Annotated in this window: 13 protein-coding genes; 6 read left to right on the top strand and 7 right to left on the bottom strand. The window is 66.1% G+C overall.

Features of this window, described 5'->3' with window-relative positions:
* Positions 1-27: 27 nt before the first annotated feature.
* The gene (locus CLD20_RS18290; RefSeq protein WP_224408113.1) at positions 28-1,875 is read right to left on the bottom strand and encodes an aminopeptidase P family protein; all 1,848 of its coding nucleotides are present in this window, start codon (positions 1,873-1,875) and stop codon (positions 28-30) included.
* A 186-nt stretch (positions 1,876-2,061) separates the two neighbouring features.
* Between CLD20_RS18290 and CLD20_RS18295 the strand changes: the two genes are divergently transcribed.
* Positions 2,062-2,286, top strand: a complete 225-nt coding sequence (locus CLD20_RS18295) for a hypothetical protein (protein ID WP_224408114.1) — start codon at positions 2,062-2,064, stop codon at positions 2,284-2,286.
* Between the two features lie 25 nt (positions 2,287-2,311).
* Here the strand turns inward: CLD20_RS18295 and CLD20_RS18300 are convergent, their stop codons facing one another.
* The 4 genes from CLD20_RS18300 to CLD20_RS18315 all read right to left on the bottom strand — a co-directional run bounded on the left by CLD20_RS18300 (position 2,312) and on the right by CLD20_RS18315 (position 8,882).
* Positions 2,312-3,172, bottom strand: a complete 861-nt coding sequence (locus CLD20_RS18300; protein WP_224408115.1) for a 50S ribosomal protein L11 methyltransferase — start codon at positions 3,170-3,172, stop codon at positions 2,312-2,314.
* Positions 3,169-5,136, bottom strand: coding sequence for a sodium:proton antiporter (locus CLD20_RS18305; protein ID WP_224408116.1), 1,968 nt, complete (start codon positions 5,134-5,136; stop codon positions 3,169-3,171). Before CLD20_RS18305 ends, CLD20_RS18300 begins: the two co-directional genes overlap by 4 nt.
* A 69-nt stretch (positions 5,137-5,205) precedes the next feature.
* Positions 5,206-6,360, bottom strand: a complete 1,155-nt coding sequence (locus CLD20_RS18310) for an FAD-dependent monooxygenase (protein ID WP_224408117.1) — start codon at positions 6,358-6,360, stop codon at positions 5,206-5,208.
* A gap of 125 nt (positions 6,361-6,485) precedes the next feature.
* Positions 6,486-8,882, bottom strand: a complete 2,397-nt coding sequence (locus CLD20_RS18315; RefSeq protein ID WP_224408118.1) for an ATP-dependent helicase — start codon at positions 8,880-8,882, stop codon at positions 6,486-6,488.
* A gap of 288 nt (positions 8,883-9,170) precedes the next feature.
* On the opposite strand from CLD20_RS18315, the gene CLD20_RS18320 reads away from it, so the two are divergent.
* The 3 genes from CLD20_RS18320 (at position 9,171) to CLD20_RS18330 (ending at position 11,391) form a co-directional block, all read left to right on the top strand.
* On the top strand, positions 9,171-10,061 hold the full coding sequence (locus CLD20_RS18320) for an alpha/beta fold hydrolase (RefSeq protein WP_224408119.1): 891 nt from the start codon (positions 9,171-9,173) through the stop codon (positions 10,059-10,061).
* Between the two features lie 137 nt (positions 10,062-10,198).
* Positions 10,199-10,672: a GFA family protein gene (locus CLD20_RS18325; RefSeq protein ID WP_224408120.1), complete on the top strand. Its 474-nt coding sequence runs from the start codon at positions 10,199-10,201 to the stop codon at positions 10,670-10,672.
* Positions 10,673-10,749: 77 nt separating this feature from the next.
* Positions 10,750-11,391 carry a cupin domain-containing protein gene (locus CLD20_RS18330; protein WP_224408121.1) on the top strand — a complete coding sequence of 214 codons (642 nt, stop codon included), beginning with the start codon at positions 10,750-10,752 and terminating at the stop codon, positions 11,389-11,391.
* A 93-nt stretch (positions 11,392-11,484) separates the two neighbouring features.
* On the opposite strand, the gene CLD20_RS18335 is transcribed toward CLD20_RS18330, so the two are convergent.
* The gene (locus CLD20_RS18335; RefSeq protein WP_224408122.1) at positions 11,485-12,150 is read right to left on the bottom strand and encodes a PRC-barrel domain-containing protein; all 666 of its coding nucleotides are present in this window, start codon (positions 12,148-12,150) and stop codon (positions 11,485-11,487) included.
* Positions 12,151-12,646: 496 nt separating this feature from the next.
* Between CLD20_RS18335 and CLD20_RS18340 the strand changes: the two genes are divergently transcribed.
* Complete coding sequence (locus CLD20_RS18340) at positions 12,647-14,476, top strand: chloride channel protein (RefSeq protein ID WP_224408123.1); 1,830 nt, start codon at positions 12,647-12,649, stop codon at positions 14,474-14,476.
* 57 nt (positions 14,477-14,533) lie between these two features.
* On the opposite strand, the gene CLD20_RS18345 is transcribed toward CLD20_RS18340, so the two are convergent.
* Positions 14,534-15,022 (bottom strand): thioesterase family protein, encoded by a 489-nt coding sequence (locus CLD20_RS18345; protein ID WP_224408124.1) that lies wholly within the window; start codon positions 15,020-15,022, stop codon positions 14,534-14,536.
* 114 nt (positions 15,023-15,136) lie between these two features.
* On the opposite strand from CLD20_RS18345, the gene CLD20_RS18350 reads away from it, so the two are divergent.
* Positions 15,137-16,540 carry an FAD-binding oxidoreductase gene (locus CLD20_RS18350; RefSeq protein ID WP_224408125.1) on the top strand — a complete coding sequence of 468 codons (1,404 nt, stop codon included), beginning with the start codon at positions 15,137-15,139 and terminating at the stop codon, positions 16,538-16,540.
* The last annotated feature ends 31 nt before the right edge of the window (positions 16,541-16,571 follow it).

The raw sequence follows: 16,571 nt of genomic DNA on the forward strand, positions 1-16,571 counted from the left end.
CCGCCGCCCCCGCTTTGCCTTCGGCTCTCACCCCACGATGGGCCGGCAGGCATCGGCGAGCCATTGCCGTTCCTCGTCCGAAAATCCCGGGAAGAAGGAAAGGCTGCCGCGCACGCGCGTGTGGTAGCAGTCGAGCCAGGCGATTTCGCCGGGCGTCAGAAGGGCGGTGTCGATCAGCCGCCGCTCGAACGGGGCGAGCGTCACCGTCTCGAAGGAGAGCATTTCGCGGTCGCCGCCCGGCGGCACTTCGCCCTCGCGGACGATGAGCAGGTTTTCCAGCCGGATGCCGAAATCGCCCGGCCGGTAGTATCCGGGCTCGTTGGAAACGATCATGCCCGGCTCGAGCGCCGAGTGCCCGGTCTTGGCGATGCGCTGCGGCCCCTCGTGGACGGAGAGGAAGGCACCGACGCCGTGGCCGGTGCCGTGGTCGAAATCGAGCCCGGCCGCCCATAGCGAGACCCTGGCGAGCGCATCGAGCTGCGCACCCGACGTGCCCTTCGGAAAGCGCGCCATGGCGAGCGCGATATGGCCCTTGAGGACGCGCGTGTAGCGGTCGCGGAAGAGAGTGAGCCGGTCGGCCGGCGCATTGCCGACGAGGATGGTGCGGGTGATGTCGGTCGTGCCGTCGCGGTACTGGCCGCCGGAATCGATGAGATAGAGCTCGGCTTCTTCCAGCTTGCGATTGGTGCGCTCCGTGACCCGGTAGTGGTTGATGGCGCCGTTCGGACCCGTGGACGAGATGGAATCGAAGGAGATGTCTTCCAGCTTGGAGCCTTCCGCCTCGGCGGTCTCGCTGCGGATCGTCTCCAGCTGCCTGGCCGCATCGATCTCCGTCAGGCTGCCCGGCGCCTGTCCGCCAAGCCAGGCGAGGAAGCGGGCGACGGCGACGCCGTCGCGCATATGCGCGGCGCGTGAGCCGGCGACTTCGGCGGCGTTCTTCTTCGCCTTGGCAAGGAGGACGGGGTCCGAGCCTTCGACCACTTGCGCGCCGCCGGCCTCGATGGCGAGCGCGATCGCCTCGGCGGCGCCCTGCGCGTCGTAGAGCACCTTTTCGCCCTCGGCGAAGGAGCGCAGCGCGGCATCGAACGCGCCAGGCTCGCGAAGGCTCGCGACGGAAGCGAGGCTGTCGCGGACGGTGTTCGACAGCTTGCGCCCGTCGATGAAGAGTTCGGGCGTGCCGTCCTTGCGGGCGATGGCGAAGGAGAGGGCAAGCGGGGTATGCGGCACGTCGCTGCCGCGGATGTTGAACAGCCAGGCGATGGAGGCGGGGTCGGCCAGGATGGCCGCGTCGACATCCTTCTCCGCAAGCCTTGCGCCGATCTCGCCGATCTTGTCGGCAGCGCTCTTGCCGGCGAATTCCTCCGGCTGAAGCCGGACGGCGCCGGTCGGCGGGGCGGGGCGGTCGCCCCAGACCGCGTCGAGCGGATTTTCGGCGAGCGGCACCAGTTCGGCGCCGACGCGCTGCAGCTTCTTTTCGAAGCTCTTGCGCTGGCCGCGCGTGACGAGCCAGGGATCGAAGCCGATGCGCGCGCCCTTGCGCGCATGTTCCGCGAGCCAGTCGGATGGCAGCGTCTCGTGGATCGAGACCGGGGTGAAGGCGGCCCTGTCGACCTGGTTCGCCGCCTGGACGGTGTAGCGGCCGTCGATGAACAGGGCGGCTTCCTCCTCCAGCACGATCGCCGTTCCGGCCGAGCCGGTGAAGCCCGTCAGCCAGGCGAGCCTTTCGGCCGAGGGCGGCACGTATTCGCTCTGATGCTCGTCCGAGCGGGGGACGATGAAGCCGGAAAGGCCCTGTTCGCGGAGGTGGGCGCGTAGCGCCGCCAGCCGCTCGGCGGAGCGTGAAGCATCGCCGGTGTGTTCGAAATGCTGAAACATGGCGCTCCCTTAGCAGGCTGCCGGGGCCCGCACCACCAGATCGCGTTGCCGCATCATGGTGCGTTGCCGCATTTTTGTTCGCGCTTGCAAAAAATGCAAAACGGCTTTGCGCTGGCACGCATTACCAAGCCCGGCGAGGGGCTTATCTTCGGTGGCGGAGAACAGCTCCAGAGTGAAAGGACGATCATGTCGAGCACCATCTTCGTTACCGACCGCGTCCTGCCGGAGGGCCGCGGCGAGCGGACCGGCTTCTTCTCTCGCCTGTCGCGCGCCGTCATGCATTCCCGCCTCCAGCAGGCGAAGCGCGAGGTGAACCTATATCTCTCGCGTCTCGACGACGACGAGCTGGAACAGCTGGGCTATCGCCGCTCGGAGATATCGAGGGACGTGGCGAGCCACTACCGCCTTTAAGTTTCTCCGCGGCTTTCCCTGCCGCTCAGTCGCGGCGACTTAGGACGAGCACGCTCCACTCGCCGAAACGGCGCGCGGCCTGAAGGGCAAATCCCTGGCCGCGCCATGCCGCCGTGACGCGGGAGGCCTGGTGGGCGAGAATGCCCGACAGAACCGCGGTGCCGCCGGGGGCGACAACCCGTTTCACCGACGGCGCGAGCGCGATCAGGGGCCCGGCGAGGATGTTGGCGACGACAAGGTCGTAGGGCGCGCCTGCCGCGATCTTCGGATGACGGAGGCCGTTGGCGACGATCGTCGTGACAAGGTGGCCGGCGCCGTTGAGCGCGGCGTTCTCGCCGGCGATGCGCACAGCGAGCGGATCGATGTCGCTCGCCAGCACCGGGCGGCGGGTGAGTTTGGCGAGCGCTATGGCCAGAAGCCCTGTGCCGGTGCCGAGGTCGAGCATCCTTTCGAACTGCCACCGCTTCGACAATTCGTCGAGGACCGTCAGGCAGCCGAGCGTCGTCGCATGGTGCCCGGTTCCGAAAGCCTGGCCGGCGTCGATCTCGATCGCGATCCGCCCGGCCGGCAGTCTCTGCCGGTCATGCGCACCATGGACGAGGAAGCGGCCGGCGGGAACGGGCGCAAGGCCCTTCAGCGATTCCCCCACCCAGTCCGCCTCCGGAAGCTCGGCGTAGGAGAACTCGCCGGCGATGGCCCCGAGCGCGGCGGCAAGGTCCGCTTTCAGGGCCGCCTCGCCGCCCTCATGGTAGACGTCGAGCCGCCATTGCTCGCCGGCCTCGAAGAGGGAGATCACCGCGCCTTCCTCGGCGAGCTCGGCTTCGAGGCGGTCGGTCAGTTCCTCGCTCTCGGCGCGGGTGCCGAGCCGGCTCGCGCGCCAGCTCATGCCCCGTCCTCTTTGGGCGAGGTGTCGTCCCTCTTGCCCTCCGTGGCGGCGGGTTCGCCGCCTTCCTCGCGCAGCGTTCGCCCGCCGGCGGCGGTGCGGGCGTGGAGCGGCTTTTCCGATTCGCGCTGCGCCTTGCGGCGGACGGATTTCTTCATCTTCGGATCTTCGTTCTCTGCTGCCGGCGGAACCATGGCGAGGATGCGGCCGCGGTTCATCTCGGCCCGTTCGCGGGCCTGCTCGCCAAAGGCGATGCTCCCGTCCGGCGCGACATGCAAGATGATCTCCAGCCCCTCGCCACGGTCCGCCTGATAGGCCTTGAACGTGTATTCCTTGGTGAGCGGGGTCGCCTGAATGAGCCAGCCCGTCGCGAGCCGCTGCTCCAGCGCCCAGTAGGATGCGCCGGAAGGCATGAGCGGCCGCCCGCCGATGGTCACCGCCATGTTCTTGGAAGATCCAGAATCCTCATCGCGCTCGCGGCCGATCTGGAAGACGTCCGTGCGCCCGAAGAAGGGGCCGAAATCGGTGCAGACCAGGGCGTTGTAGGCGTCGTTGTCGGTCGCGGCGATCAGGTAGTCGTAGTGGTTGAAGGCAACGGCATGCTCGGCCGGCTCCGACAGGATTTCGCCCCAGTAGGTCGGCGTGTCCGACAGTCTTGCGTGACGCAGGCGCGACCAGTTGCGATCGGCGATCAGCGTCGGAATCTTCATCTCGCGCAACCGGTCGGTCAGCGCCTTGGTGAATTCGGAAGCGCCGACGACAAGGATGCCCGGCCTCAGCTCCGCGGCGAGCCCCAGATGGCGCGCCAGCCAGGGAAGCGTGAAGCCGTGGAGCACCACCGTCACGAAGACGACGGCGAAGGTGATCGGCACCATCATCGGCCCGTCTTCCACGCCGATGCCCGCAAGCTCGGCGCCGAACAGGCCGGCGACGGCGATGGCGACGACTCCGCGCGGCGCGATCCAGCCGAGAAGAAGCCGCTCCGACAGCTTCAGCCCAGAGCCGATGGTGGCGATGAGAATGGAGGCCGGCCGGACGATGAAGAGGAGAGCCGCGATGAAGGCGGCGATCCGCCAGTTGAGCGCCTGAAGGTCCGCCATGGTGAGCGTGGCGGTCAAAAGGACGAAGACGCCCGAAACGAGGAGGACGGTCATCGTCTCCTTGAAGCGTTTCAGCTCGTCGAGGCTGGCGATCTGCGAGTTGCCGAGGGTGATGCCGAGGACCGTGACGGCAACGAGCCCGGATTCGGCCATCAGGGCGTCGGTCGCCGCATAGGCGACGAGAACCGCCGCAAGAATGAGCGGCACCTTCAGATATTCGGGCACGAGGCCGCGCGAGAAGATCGTCACGAGCAGCCGGCCGAGGAGCCAGGCGCCCACGATCGCGACGACGGAAGCGATTGCGATGGAGATGGCGAAGTCGCCGAGGCCGTGCTCGTAGCGGATGACGAGCGTCGTCTCGAAGGCAAGAACAGCGAGCATGGCGCCGACCGGGTCGTTGATGATGGCTTCCCAGCGCAAAAGGGAGGCCGGCCGCTGGGCGAGGCGCGCCTGGCGCAGGAGCGGCATGATCACGGTGGGGCCAGTGACGACGAAAAGACCGCCGAGGACCGAGGAGGTCGCCCAGCTCAGATCGCCGAGATAGTGTCCGGCGACCGTGCCGAAGAGGAAAGCGAGCGGGCCTCCGATGAGGACGAGGCGGCGGACGCCGGTCGATGTCTCGCGGATTTCGTTGAAATGCAGCGTCAGCCCGCCCTCGAAGAGGATGATGGCGACCGCCGCCGCGATCAACGGACGGAGAAACTCACCGAAATCGGCGGCGGGATCGATGAGGCCGAGAACGGGGCCGAGGAGGAGGCCTGAAAGCGAGAGAATGACGATCGCCGGCAGGCGAAACCGCCAGGACAGCCACTGGGCGGCAATGCCGGCGGCGCCGATCAGGGCAATCTTGGTGATCAAGTGTTCCATATGGCCCCCGAAAGAAGACCCGCATTAGAGGGCGCGGTGCAGGGTTTTCAAGCTTGCTCGACTATCTGCCTAGTTCGGTACGGGCCGATCGCGCGCCGCGTCGAGCCAGGGCGGCGAGGGCGTGTCGAGGCCGGCGATGCTCTTGAGGGCGTTGCGCTCGATCGCGGGCACGGACATCAGCGCCGGCGCGAGAAAACGGCGCAGGAGGGTCGCCGGCAGGCCGCCGAGAAGGATCTGGCGCGTCATGTCGCGGGTCAGGCCGACGACCCTTTGGGCGACCGGCAGGCGGTGCCGGGTGAATGCTTCGGACTGACCTTCCGCGATGAGGAAGGCGAGCCAGGCGGCGTCCTCGATGCCGAGATTCATGCCGCGCCCTCCGACCGGCGAGTGGATATGGGCGGCGTCGCCGGCAAGGAAAAGCGGTCCCCTCTGAAACCGCTCCACGTGGCGGAAGGAGACCTTGAAGTCGGATTCCCAGAGGATCTCCGTTCCCTCCGCCCTGAAATCGGGCAGGAAAGCCTCCTGTGGCGCGTTCTTCAGGATGTGGGGACAGGTGCCGATGAGGCGCGCCTTGTTCTCGCCGAAAGGGAGGAAAGCGAGCGCCGAGCCGTCGCGCAGGCTGATGCGCGCCTCATGCGGGTCGATGCCGCCGGGAAAGCCTATATCGGCGAGGCCGAAGCCGGCGGGAAAGCTTTCGCCGGCAAAGCCGATGCCGGCGGCGTGGCGCACGCGCGAATGCGCTCCGTCGGCGCCGAGGAGAATATCGGCCTCGCCCGTTTCTTCGCCCGCCGGGGAGGCGAGGAGGTAGCGGGCTTTGCCATCTGCGATCTCCACGTCCTTCAGCGCCGTATCCCATTCGATGCGGCCGCCGAGTTCTTCGAGCCTTCCGGCGAGAATCTTTTCCGTCCCCGCCTGCGGCAGGATGAGCATGAAGTCGAACCGGTGCGGGATGTGCGACAGGTCGACCTCAAGTGCCCTGCGCCCCTCGTGATGGGCGCGAAGCCGGTGGAGCCGGTTGCCGGCGGCGATCAGCCTCTCCGTGATCCCGGCCGGCTCCAGCAATTCCAGGGTTCTCGGATTGACGGCAAGCGCCTTCGATTGCGTCGCTGGTTGGCTCGCCTCGTCAATGATGCGGGGATGATAGCCACGCCGAAAAAGCTCCACGGCGGCCGTAAGACCGGTAGGCCCTGCTCCGACGATCAGGATCTTCGAGTTTTCCGCCATAGGGGCGAAACGTGACTGGAGGCGAGTAGTTCAGCGGGTACAACCTGGGGCCGATAGCGTGACGGTCGGCTTTGTCCCGGCCTAGCGTCTTCGGCAATCGACGCCGCTGGGGTCTGCGCCCGCCCTCAGGTGGCTTCGACGAAACTGTCGACGACGCGTTTCCTGCCAGACTTCTCGAAATCGACCGTCAGCTTGTTGCCGTCGATGGTGAAGATGGTGCCGTAGCCGAATTTCTGGTGGAAGACGCGCTCGCCGACCGAATAGGCGCTCGCGCCACCGATCACCGATTTCGCCACCAGTTCGCCTTCGAGCGTCAGCGGGCCGCGACCCGTGCGGTTCCTGGGGTCGGCGCGACCGCGATTGGTCTGCGCGCGCTGCCAGCCGGGCGTGCGGTAGGCCGAGCCGAAAGCTTCATCGAAGCGCGAGGCACCGTAGGCGCCGCCGCCATAACCTCCGTAGGAGCTGCCATAGCCGCCGTAGCTCGCCGGCTCGGCAACCTCGACATGGTCCTGCGGGAGGTCGTCGACGAAACGCGAGGGAAGGGTCGACTGCCACAGACCGTGCGTGCGCCGGTTGGCGACGAAGAAGATCGTCGCGTGACGGCGGGCGCGCGTCAGGCCGACATAGGCGAGGCGCCGTTCTTCCTCGAGGCCCGCCAGACCGCTCTCGTCGAGGGCGCGCTGATGCGGAAAAAGCCCTTCCTCCCAGCCCGGCAGGTAGACGACATCGAATTCCAGCCCTTTGGCGGAATGCAACGTCATCAGCGAGACTTTCTCCTCCGCCTCTCCATTCTCCGAATCCATGACCAGCGAGACATGCTCCAGGAAGGCGGGCAGGGAATCGTATTCGCCGAGCGTGTTGACCAGCTCCTTGAGATTCTCCAGCCGTCCCGGCGCTTCCGGCGAGCGATCGCGCTGCCACATCTCGATATAACCGGACTCCTCCAGGATGATCTCGGCGAGTTCGGGATGCGGGGTGTGCCCCATCGCCTCGCTCCAGCGCGCGAAGCTCTTGACGAGGGCTTCGAGTGTCTGGCGCTGCTTCGGCTTGATTTCTTCCGTCGCCACCAGCTCCGCCGCGGCCGCCATCAGCGGAATGTCGCGGCGGCGCGCATGGGCGTGCAGGAGCTGGATGGTGGCGGCGCCGAGGCCGCGCTTGGGCGTGTTGACGATGCGCTCGAAGGCCAGGCCGTCAGCCGGATTGACGGTGACGCGCAGATACGCCAGCGCATCGCGTATCTCCATGCGCTCGAAGAAGCGCGGGCCGCCGACGACGCGGTAGGGCAGGCCGAGCGTGAGGAAGCGATCCTCCATCTCGCGCATCTGGAAGGAAGCGCGCACGAGAACGGCGATCTCGTCGAGCGAGGTGCCTTCGCGCTGCTTCCTCTCGATGTCCTCGCCGATGGCGCGGGCCTCCTCGGAGGAATCCCAGCCGGAGGCGACGCGAACCGGCTCGCCCATGTCGTCGGTGGCGGCGAAAAGGGTCTTGCCGAGGCGGCTTTCGTTGCAGGCGATGAGCCCGGAAGCAGCCGCGAGGATATGCCCGGTGGAGCGGTAGTTGCGCTCCAGGCGGATTACCTTGGCGCCGGGAAAATCCTTCTCGAAGCGCAGGATGTTGGCCACCTCGGCGCCGCGCCAGCCATAAATGGACTGATCGTCGTCGCCGACGCAGCAGATGTTGGGCCTTTCGCCCTCCGGCCGCTGGGCGAGGAGCCGCAGCCAGAGATACTGGGCGACGTTGGTGTCCTGATACTCGTCCACCAGCATGTAGCGGAAGCGCTCCTGGAAGGTCCTCAGGACATCCGGCTGCTCGCGGAAGAGCCGCAGGCACTCCGTCAGAAGGTCGCCGAAATCGACGGCGTTGAGCGTCTTCAGCCGCTCCTGATAGGCCGAATAAAGGTCGCGGCCGGCGCCGTTGGCGAAAGCGTAGGCTTCCGAATCCGGAATCTTGTCAGGCGACAAGCCGCGGTTCTTCCACCCGTCTATGAGGCTGGCGAGCTGGCGGGCCGGCCAGCGCTTCTCGTCGATGTTGGCGGCCTGGATCACCTGTTTCATCAGGCGGACCTGATCGTCGGTGTCGAGGATGGTGAAATCGGATCTGAGGCCGACGAGTTCGCCGTGGCGGCGCAGGATCTTGACGCCGATCGAGTGGAAGGTGCCGAGCCAGGGCATGCCCTCCGTCTGCTCCTCGCCGATGAGAGCGCCGATGCGAGCCTTCATCTCGCGCGCGGCCTTGTTGGTGAAGGTGACCGCCAGGATCTGCGAGGGGAAGGCCCTGCGAGAGGCCAGAATATGGGCGATGCGGGTGGTCAGAACACGGGTCTTGCCGGTGCCGGCACCCGCCAGCACGAGAAGCGGGCCCTCGATCGTCTCCACCGCGTCGCGCTGCTCCGGATTGAGGCCGGAAAGATAGCGGGCGGGGGAAGAGACCTGCGCGGCGGCGCGCGCGGCAATGCCGCCGGCGCGTGGCGCAGGCGGTTCTGAGGAAAACGGTTCGTTCCGGCCGGGTTCGGGGTTCGTCATCAAGCTTCGATTCGCTCAAGGGAAAATAGGGCAAAGCGGGAACGGTTGCGAGGGCGGTCGCGCACGGGTGCGTTTCGGCTCCGTGGTGCCGTTCATCCCGGAACGTCGTCTTCGCGTCCTGTCTGCTTTCGCCGCGAGCCTGTCGAGATCGCTTTCAGCCCTCGCTTGATCTTGCCTGCGATTCGAAAAGCGGAACGAAACGTTCCGTCATTTTGATTGACTCGCTGTTTTGGAGGGGGACAACCTTGCTCGCGCCCCGATGAGAGGGCATCAAAAAGGGAGGAAGACATGCTTTCCAGGACAGCGACGATGATGGTTGTCGGGGCGTCCCTGCTGGCAGCCGTGCCCGCTCACGCCCAAGCCCCGAAGGACTTCGCGGTGGAGACGCCCGATGGCGTCACCATCGCGGCCCAGGAATGGGGCAATCCGGACGGCCAGGAGATCGTCTTCATCCATGGCTTCATGCAGAGCCATCTCTCATGGGTGAAGCAGGTTCGCGATCCCGAGCTTTCCAAGCGCTACCGCATGATCACCTATGATTTCCGCGGTCACGGCAGTTCCGACAAGATCCTCGATCCCGAGCTCTACAACAGCTCCGAGAAATTTGCCGACGAACTCGATGCGGTCATCAAGGCCGCGGGGCTGAAGAAGCCGGTCCTAGTCGGCTGGTCCTACGGCAGCCGGATCATGATGGATTACCTGCGAAAATACGGCACGGATCATCTATCCGGGCTCGATTTCGTCGGCAGCGCCGGCAACGGCAATCCCGACCTTGTCGGCCGCTCCATGCCGCTTCTCGGCAAGGCGCTCACGGAGAACCTGGAAGAAAACATCGAGGCGACGAAGGCTTTCATCCATGCCTGCTTCACCATCCAGCCGACCGTTTCCGAATTCGAGACCATGCTCGGCTTCAACATGATGGTGCCGATCAAGATTCGCGGCTGGCTGCGCCGTCCGGCTCCATACGAGGAGGCGCTGAAGGCGGTAACGGTGCCGACGCTTGTCACCCACGGTGACGACGACGCCATCCTCGGTCTCGGCCTTGGCGAATACACGGCGAAAATGGTGCCGGACGCTAGGCTGTCGGTCTATCAGGGTGTCGGGCATTCGCCCTTCTGGGAGGATGCCCCGCGCTTCAACCGCGAGCTGACCGAGCTGATGGACCGGGCGAAATCCTGAGCTGACCTGCGTAGCGATCGGAGGGATCGCCGCCTGCTTGAGGGGGGCGGTCCCGAGAAACGGATATGGTAGCCGTGCGCTCGCGAACCGCCGCCTTCCTGGCTATGGTCGGCCCAAGCGAGGCCGGGAGGCGGGGGATGAGCGGGAATTTCGAGGGCGGCTGCGCCTGCGGGCAGGTGCGCTACCGCCTGACGTCGAAGCCGATGTTCGTGCATTGCTGCCACTGCCTCGACTGCCAGAGGCAGACGGGGAGCGCGTTTGTCATCAACGGGATCATCGAGCGCGAGCGCGTAGTGCTCCTTGCCGGCGAGCCGGTCGCCGTCGCGTTGCCGACCGACAGCGGGCGACCGCACGACGTCTGGCGCTGCCCTCAATGCCAGACGGCGCTGTGGAGCGACTACGGAAGACGCAAGGTGTTGGTCTTTCTGCGCGTCGCCACGCTCGACGAGCCGCACGCCATCGTGCCCGACGTGCATATCTACACCCGCTCGAAGGTGCCCTGGGTGCGGCTGCCCGCGGATGTGCCGGCCTTCGCGGAATACTACGACATGCGCGAGCTCTGGCCCGCGCCAAGCCTTGAGCGGCGGCAGGCGCTGCGCGGCTCCGCCTGAGTCGGCCTCCGGCCCGATCGAACCCCATTGGGCCGCTCCGCATTGTGCCCGTAAGCGCAACAATTGCGGAGACAGATATGGCCACGCACGACCTCAACCCCAGCGTCGCGGTCGAGGACCACGTTTTCGGTCCCTCCGGCGGCATTCCGAACAGCTCGCTGCCGCTGCTCATCTATCGAGGCGGCCTCGACGAGCCGGTCCGCATGGCGGGGGCGGCGGAGACGATCCTGACGCGCAACCGCTGGCAGGGCGTCTGGGTGTGGCCGATCTATCCGTTCTGGCACTTCCACACCAAGGGACATGAAGTGCTCGCCTGTGTCGCCGGGCGGGCGAAGGTCGGCCTTGGCGGCGAGGACGGCATCGAGGGGGAAATCGTCGCGGGCGACGTGATCGTCATCCCGGCGGGTGTCGGCCACAGGCTGCTCGATGCCAGCGATGACTTTTCCATCGTCGGCGCCTATCCGCCGGGGCAGGAAGGCGACATCACCAAGCCGGAAGAGATCGATTTCGAGGAAGCCAAGGAGAAGGTCGCGGCGGTCGCAATTCCGGCGACCGATCCGGTCTTCGGGCGCGAGGGGCCGCTCCACGATTACTGGCCATTGCCGCCGGAGGCGGCGCCGATGCATCCGGAAGGCGACCAGATCGAGACGGACGAAGCCGGGGTGGAAAAAGCGCCCCCCGAAGAGGAAGAGCCGGCGGATGAGGCCAAGGCCGGCTGAGCGGTCGTTGCGGCAGCTAGCGAAGCGCCAGACAAGCAAGAAAGAGGGCCGCCCGGGAGGCGGCCCTCGTGCTTCTGATATCCTGCCGTTGCCTTACTGCGGCTGGGCCGCGTCGCCCGACGCCCCACCCGCGGGAGCGGTCGTCGTCGGCGCCATGGTGCCGGACTGCTGCTCCTTCATCTCCTGCTGCTGGGCCGCGGCCTCGGCTGCCGCCCGCTGCTCGGAAAGGGAGACGAACTCAGGGGCGGCCTCAAGCTGCTCCTTCGTTCCATCGATGACGAGGCGGATTTCGCCGTCGGGCGCCGTTTCGACCTCGATCGCGTCGAAGGCGGTCGCCACCTGCTTCTCGCCGATGCCGAGGAACCCGCCGACGCCGATCACGGCCGCGTCGACGCCGCCATCCTTGGTGAAGATGAGGTCGTTGATATCGCCGACGGCTTCGTCCTGACGATTGTAGACGGTCTGGCCGATGTAGCGGCTGGCCTGGATCTGGTCCTCCGTCTGCTCGGTCAGGAACGTCTCCTGATCCATCGGAGCGGCCGCGGCGGTGTCGCCGGCCGGCTTTTCGTCCGTGGCTGCAGGGGCCTCCATCTTCTCGGCCGGCGCCTGGTCCGGCGACATCTGCTCGGCCGGCGCCTGGTCCGGCGACATCTGCTCGGTTGCCGGAGCCTTCTCCGGCTCGGAGGTGTTCGACTGCGCCAGCGCGCCAGTGATCAGCAGGGCCGAGACGGCAGTCGTCGCAAGAAGATTCTTCAACATGACCAAAACTCCCGTGTCACAATTAAGACATGATTCCTCTTGTGAGGATATCGTTTCATTCGACAAGGAAGGAAATGCTCAGGCGGAGTGGAGGTTCTTTCACTTCGTGTTGCAGATTGTGGCAAGCGGCCTGCATCACGGCGACGGCAACCTATAGGTGTGAGTATCAATATTTTTCGTCGGCTACCGTTTCTGAGGGGCGATGTGGCATCGCTGGGCGTGTTGGTCCAGGCTTGTCGGACCTATGCAGCCAGAGAGGAGGCGCAAGGGGAGCCACAGGGGAGGCAGGGGCGCGCCCGCCTTTGCCAAGGCCTTTGCTCGGGCGGGAAAATGGAAGATGTCCATGTTAAATAAAGTCGCGCGGCGACCTTGACCATATGGCTCGCTTGGGTGCAGGACACGGGCGCTTCCCCGGTGTCCGCGGCAGAAATGCCCCTTTCGACCTTTCAGTCCGACGCTCCGAATGGAAGCGCGACAGAGAGGAAGAAGAAGAACCGTGACGGACATTTCGGCCGAGGCGAAGCAATCCACTTCAACGCCAGTCGCCGGAGCCGGCACGGAAGAGGAGCAGGAACGCGTCCTCAGCTTGCCCGCCCTCTGTCTTGTTGCCGTCACGATCGGCGTGGTGGCGGCCGTCGGAGCGGTGCTCTTCCGCTTCATGATCGCCTTCGTGCACAACCTCGCCTTCAACGGGCGCATCGGCTTTTACTACGACGCCAATCATTTCGAGCCGGCGAGCCCTTGGGGGCCGTGGGTGATCCTGGCGCCCGTCATCGGTGGCCTTCTCGTCGTCTTCCTCGTCAAGAAGTTCGCCCCTGAAGCCAAGGGTCACGGCGTGCCGGAGGTCATGTACGCCGTCTATCACAACAACGGCGACGTGCGCGGCATCGTCGCCATCGTGAAATCCTTCGCCTCGGCGATCTCCATCGGCTCGGGCGCTTCGGTCGGCCGCGAAGGCCCGATCATCCAGATCGGCGCCTCCTTCGGCTCCACCATCGCCCGCCGGCTGAGGCTGCCACGCTGGCAGAAGATCACCATGCTCGCGGCGGGCGCGGGCGCCGGCATCGCGGCGACCTTCAACACGCCTCTCGGCGGCGTGCTGTTCGCCGTGGAGCTTCTCCTGCCGGAAGTCTCAGGGCGCACCTTCCTGCCGGTCGTCGTGGCGACCGCGACGGCGACCTATATCGGGCGCATCGCGCTCGGTCTCGATCCCGCCTTCCTCGTGCCGCTCTCGGCGGTCGACCCCCAGCACGCCATCAACGTGGCGGAACTTCTCGGCTTTGCCTTCCTCGGCCTCGTGGCGGGCGTCGCCTCATGGGCCTTCATCCGCTTCCTCGCCTTCTGCGAGGACATCTTTCCGAAGCTGCCGGGCAACGACTACACGCGCAACATGATCGGCATGCTGATCATCGGCGTAATCTTCTACGCCTTCTTCCTGACGACCGGGCAGTATCATACGGCAGGTGTCGGCTACGCGACGATCCAGGAGATCGTCAGCAGCAACGACTACACCTACACGCTGCTCATGCTCGTCGCCCTGATGATCGGCAAGCTGGTGGCGACGAGCGTCAGCCTCGGCGCCGGCGCCTCGGGCGGCGTGTTCTCGCCCTCGCTCTTCATCGGCGCGACGCTCGGCGGCGCGGTCGGCGCGCTCGGCGCCTGGATTTTCCCAGGCGAGGGTTTCAACATGGCGGAATTCGCCGTCGTGGGCATGGGCGCCCTCGTCGGCGGCGCGACCGGCGCCTCCATGACGGCGATCGTCATGATCTTCGAGATGACGCGGGACTACAACGTCATCGTGCCGCTGGTGCTGGCGGTCGCGCTTTCCGTGGGCATTCGCCGCTGGCTGATCACGGCGGACATCTACACCATCAAGCTCAGGAACCGCGGCCGGCCGATTCCGTCCGTGCGCCACACCAACATGTACCTGGTGCAACAGGCACGCGACCTGATGAACCGCAACTTCGTCGTCCTGCCGGCCTCCACCAGCGTGGCGGAGGCGGTCTGTATCGTCGGGGAGGGCGGGCGCAAGCATGTCGTCGTGACGGAAAACGGCCGCATCGCCGGCTATGCGCGCTTCGGCTCGGTGCTCTACGCGCCATCGATCCGGGCCGACCAGACGCTCGGCGATATCGTCTCCGACGATTTCGTGGTGGCGCCCGAGGAAAACATCCTCAATTCCATCATCACCCGAATGAGCCGGCGCCAGCGCACCTTCGCCATCGTGGTGCGGCCCGGAGCGGGCGTGCCGCGGCCGGAGGATGTCGTCGGCATCATCGATTCGCCGGAGATCGCCGGGGCGGTCGTGCGCAACCACTATTCCTGAGCCTGCCCCGGGCGGCTCGCAAACTGATTCAGGCGGCCGTGCCAGGCCCCTGATGGATCAGCGCTTCTTCAAGTCGATCGCCGCGCCTGCCCGCTTCGGCCAGGGCAGCGCGGCATGCGCCTTCACGGCGCCGTCCAGCCGGGCGCGCACCTCCGGCGGAAAAGGCGAGGCGCGGCGGGCCTGAAGGTCGACATGGATATGAAGCTGCTCGGAGCTCGCGGCGAGGTAGCCCTCCTCGGCATGAAAGAGCTCCAGATAGCTGCGCATGCGCTTCTCGTCGGCGGCCAGGCATTGCCAGGTCACGAAAAGCGGCGCGCCGAGAACGAGCTCCTTCAGATAGTTGACGTGCAGTTCCGCGGTGAAGATCGAGGCTTTGCGCTCGATCTTGTAGGCCGCGTCGATGCCAAGTTCCTCGCAGACCTCGTCGATCGCCCTGTCGAAGACGAGGACATAGTACGCCACGTTCATATGGGCGTTGTCGTCGATCCACGCTTCTTCAACCCGCATCTGCGATGAGCGGAAGGGTGCTGCAAATATGCTGGACATGTCTGGGCTTTTTCCTCATTGCGGCAGGGGGCGCCCTTGTTCTGGCCCGGGCAGGGCAGCATGCTGCCAGAACTCTGGCAAGATTGGAGAATCGCTCCGACGAGGAGCCGCGCAATGGCCATCGCAGAACCGCTTACCCGTAACGAGGACGGTATCGCCACCGCCGTCGCCATTCTGGCGCAGCGCTTCGGCGAGCGTCTTTCGACGTCGGGTTCCGTGCGCGAGCAGCACGGGCACACGACGACCTGGATCCAGAACCAGCCGCCCGACGCCGTCGTCTTCGCCACCTCCACGCAGGAGGTCTCGGAGATCGTGCGAATATGCGCCGACCACCATGTGCCCATCGTGCCCTTTGGCACCGGCACCTCGCTGGAAGGCCATCTGAACGCGCCCTGCGGCGGCATCTCCATCGACGTTTCCGGCATGAACCGCGTCGTGGCGGTCCATCCGGAGGATCTCGACTGCGTCGTGGAGCCGGGCGTGACGCGCAAGCAGCTCAACGAATATCTGCGCGATACGGGGCTGTTCTTCCCCATCGATCCTGGCGCCGATGCGAGCCTCGGCGGCATGGCCTCCACGCGTGCTTCCGGCACCAACGCGGTGCGCTACGGCACCATGAAGGACAATGTGCTCGGGCTGCAGGTCGTGACGCCGGACGGCTCGGTGATCCGCACGGCCCAGCGCGCCAAGAAGTCGTCGGCCGGCTACGACCTCACAAGGCTTTATGTCGGCGCGGAAGGCACGCTCGGCGTCATTACCGAGATCACGCTGCGCCTGCAGGGGATTCCGGAGGCGATCTCGGCGGCCGTCTGCTCGTTCCCGGATGTGGAAGCGGCCTGCAACACCGTCATCGCCACCATCCAGCACGGCATTCCCGTGGCGCGGATCGAGCTTCTCGACACGCTGCAGATGAAGGCCTGCAACGCCTATTCCAAGCTCGACTATCCGGAGATGCCGACGCTCTTCGTGGAGTTCCACGGCACGGAGGCGGGCGCGGCCGAGCAGGCGGAGCGCTTCGGGGAGATCGCCGCCGAGTTCGGTGGCGGCAGCTTCTCCTGGACGACGCGCGAGGAGGAGCGGGCAAAGCTCTGGCAAGCCCGTCACGACGCCTATTGGGCGGCCAGCGCGCTGCGACCCGGCGCCCGTGCTTTTGCGACCGACGCCTGCGTGCCGATTTCGCGGCTTGCCGATTGCGTGCGCGAGACGATGGAAGATATCGCCGAACTCGGCCTGATCGCTCCGATCGTCGGGCATGCCGGCGACGGCAATTTTCACGTTTCGGCCCTGATCGACATGAATGATCCGGCGGAAGTGGAGAAGGCGCGCGATCTTTCGGCGCGCATCAGCGCCCGCGCGATCGCGATGGACGGCACCTGTACGGGCGAGCACGGCATCGGTCAGGGCAAGCAGCCCTATCTGGAGCGAGAACTCGGTCCAGCCCTCGATGTGATGCGCGCCGTCAAACGCGCGCTCGATCCGCAGAACATCATGAATCCCGGCAAGATCATGCGGCTCTAGCCGAAGGGAGAGCGTTCTGGGCAGGCTTTAT

Origin of the sequence: Afifella sp. IM 167 (assembly GCF_020144925.1) — a bacterium.
Lineage (GTDB): Bacteria > Pseudomonadota > Alphaproteobacteria > Rhizobiales > Afifellaceae > Afifella.

Excerpts from the sequence above, each read along its gene's own strand:
- CLD20_RS18290 (WP_224408113.1), bottom strand. The coding sequence starts at position 1,875 with ATGTTTCAGCATTTCGAACACACCGGCGATGCTTCACGCTCCGCCGAG.
- CLD20_RS18295 (WP_224408114.1), top strand. The coding sequence starts at position 2,062 with ATGTCGAGCACCATCTTCGTTACCGACCGCGTCCTGCCGGAGGGCCGC.
- CLD20_RS18300 (WP_224408115.1), bottom strand. The coding sequence starts at position 3,172 with ATGAGCTGGCGCGCGAGCCGGCTCGGCACCCGCGCCGAGAGCGAGGAA.
- CLD20_RS18305 (WP_224408116.1), bottom strand. The coding sequence starts at position 5,136 with ATGGAACACTTGATCACCAAGATTGCCCTGATCGGCGCCGCCGGCATT.
- CLD20_RS18310 (WP_224408117.1), bottom strand. The coding sequence starts at position 6,360 with ATGGCGGAAAACTCGAAGATCCTGATCGTCGGAGCAGGGCCTACCGGT.
- CLD20_RS18315 (WP_224408118.1), bottom strand. The coding sequence starts at position 8,882 with ATGACGAACCCCGAACCCGGCCGGAACGAACCGTTTTCCTCAGAACCG.
- CLD20_RS18320 (WP_224408119.1), top strand. The coding sequence starts at position 9,171 with ATGCTTTCCAGGACAGCGACGATGATGGTTGTCGGGGCGTCCCTGCTG.
- CLD20_RS18325 (WP_224408120.1), top strand. The coding sequence starts at position 10,199 with ATGAGCGGGAATTTCGAGGGCGGCTGCGCCTGCGGGCAGGTGCGCTAC.
- CLD20_RS18330 (WP_224408121.1), top strand. The coding sequence starts at position 10,750 with ATGGCCACGCACGACCTCAACCCCAGCGTCGCGGTCGAGGACCACGTT.
- CLD20_RS18335 (WP_224408122.1), bottom strand. The coding sequence starts at position 12,150 with ATGTTGAAGAATCTTCTTGCGACGACTGCCGTCTCGGCCCTGCTGATC.
- CLD20_RS18345 (WP_224408124.1), bottom strand. The coding sequence starts at position 15,022 with ATGTCCAGCATATTTGCAGCACCCTTCCGCTCATCGCAGATGCGGGTT.
- CLD20_RS18350 (WP_224408125.1), top strand. The coding sequence starts at position 15,137 with ATGGCCATCGCAGAACCGCTTACCCGTAACGAGGACGGTATCGCCACC.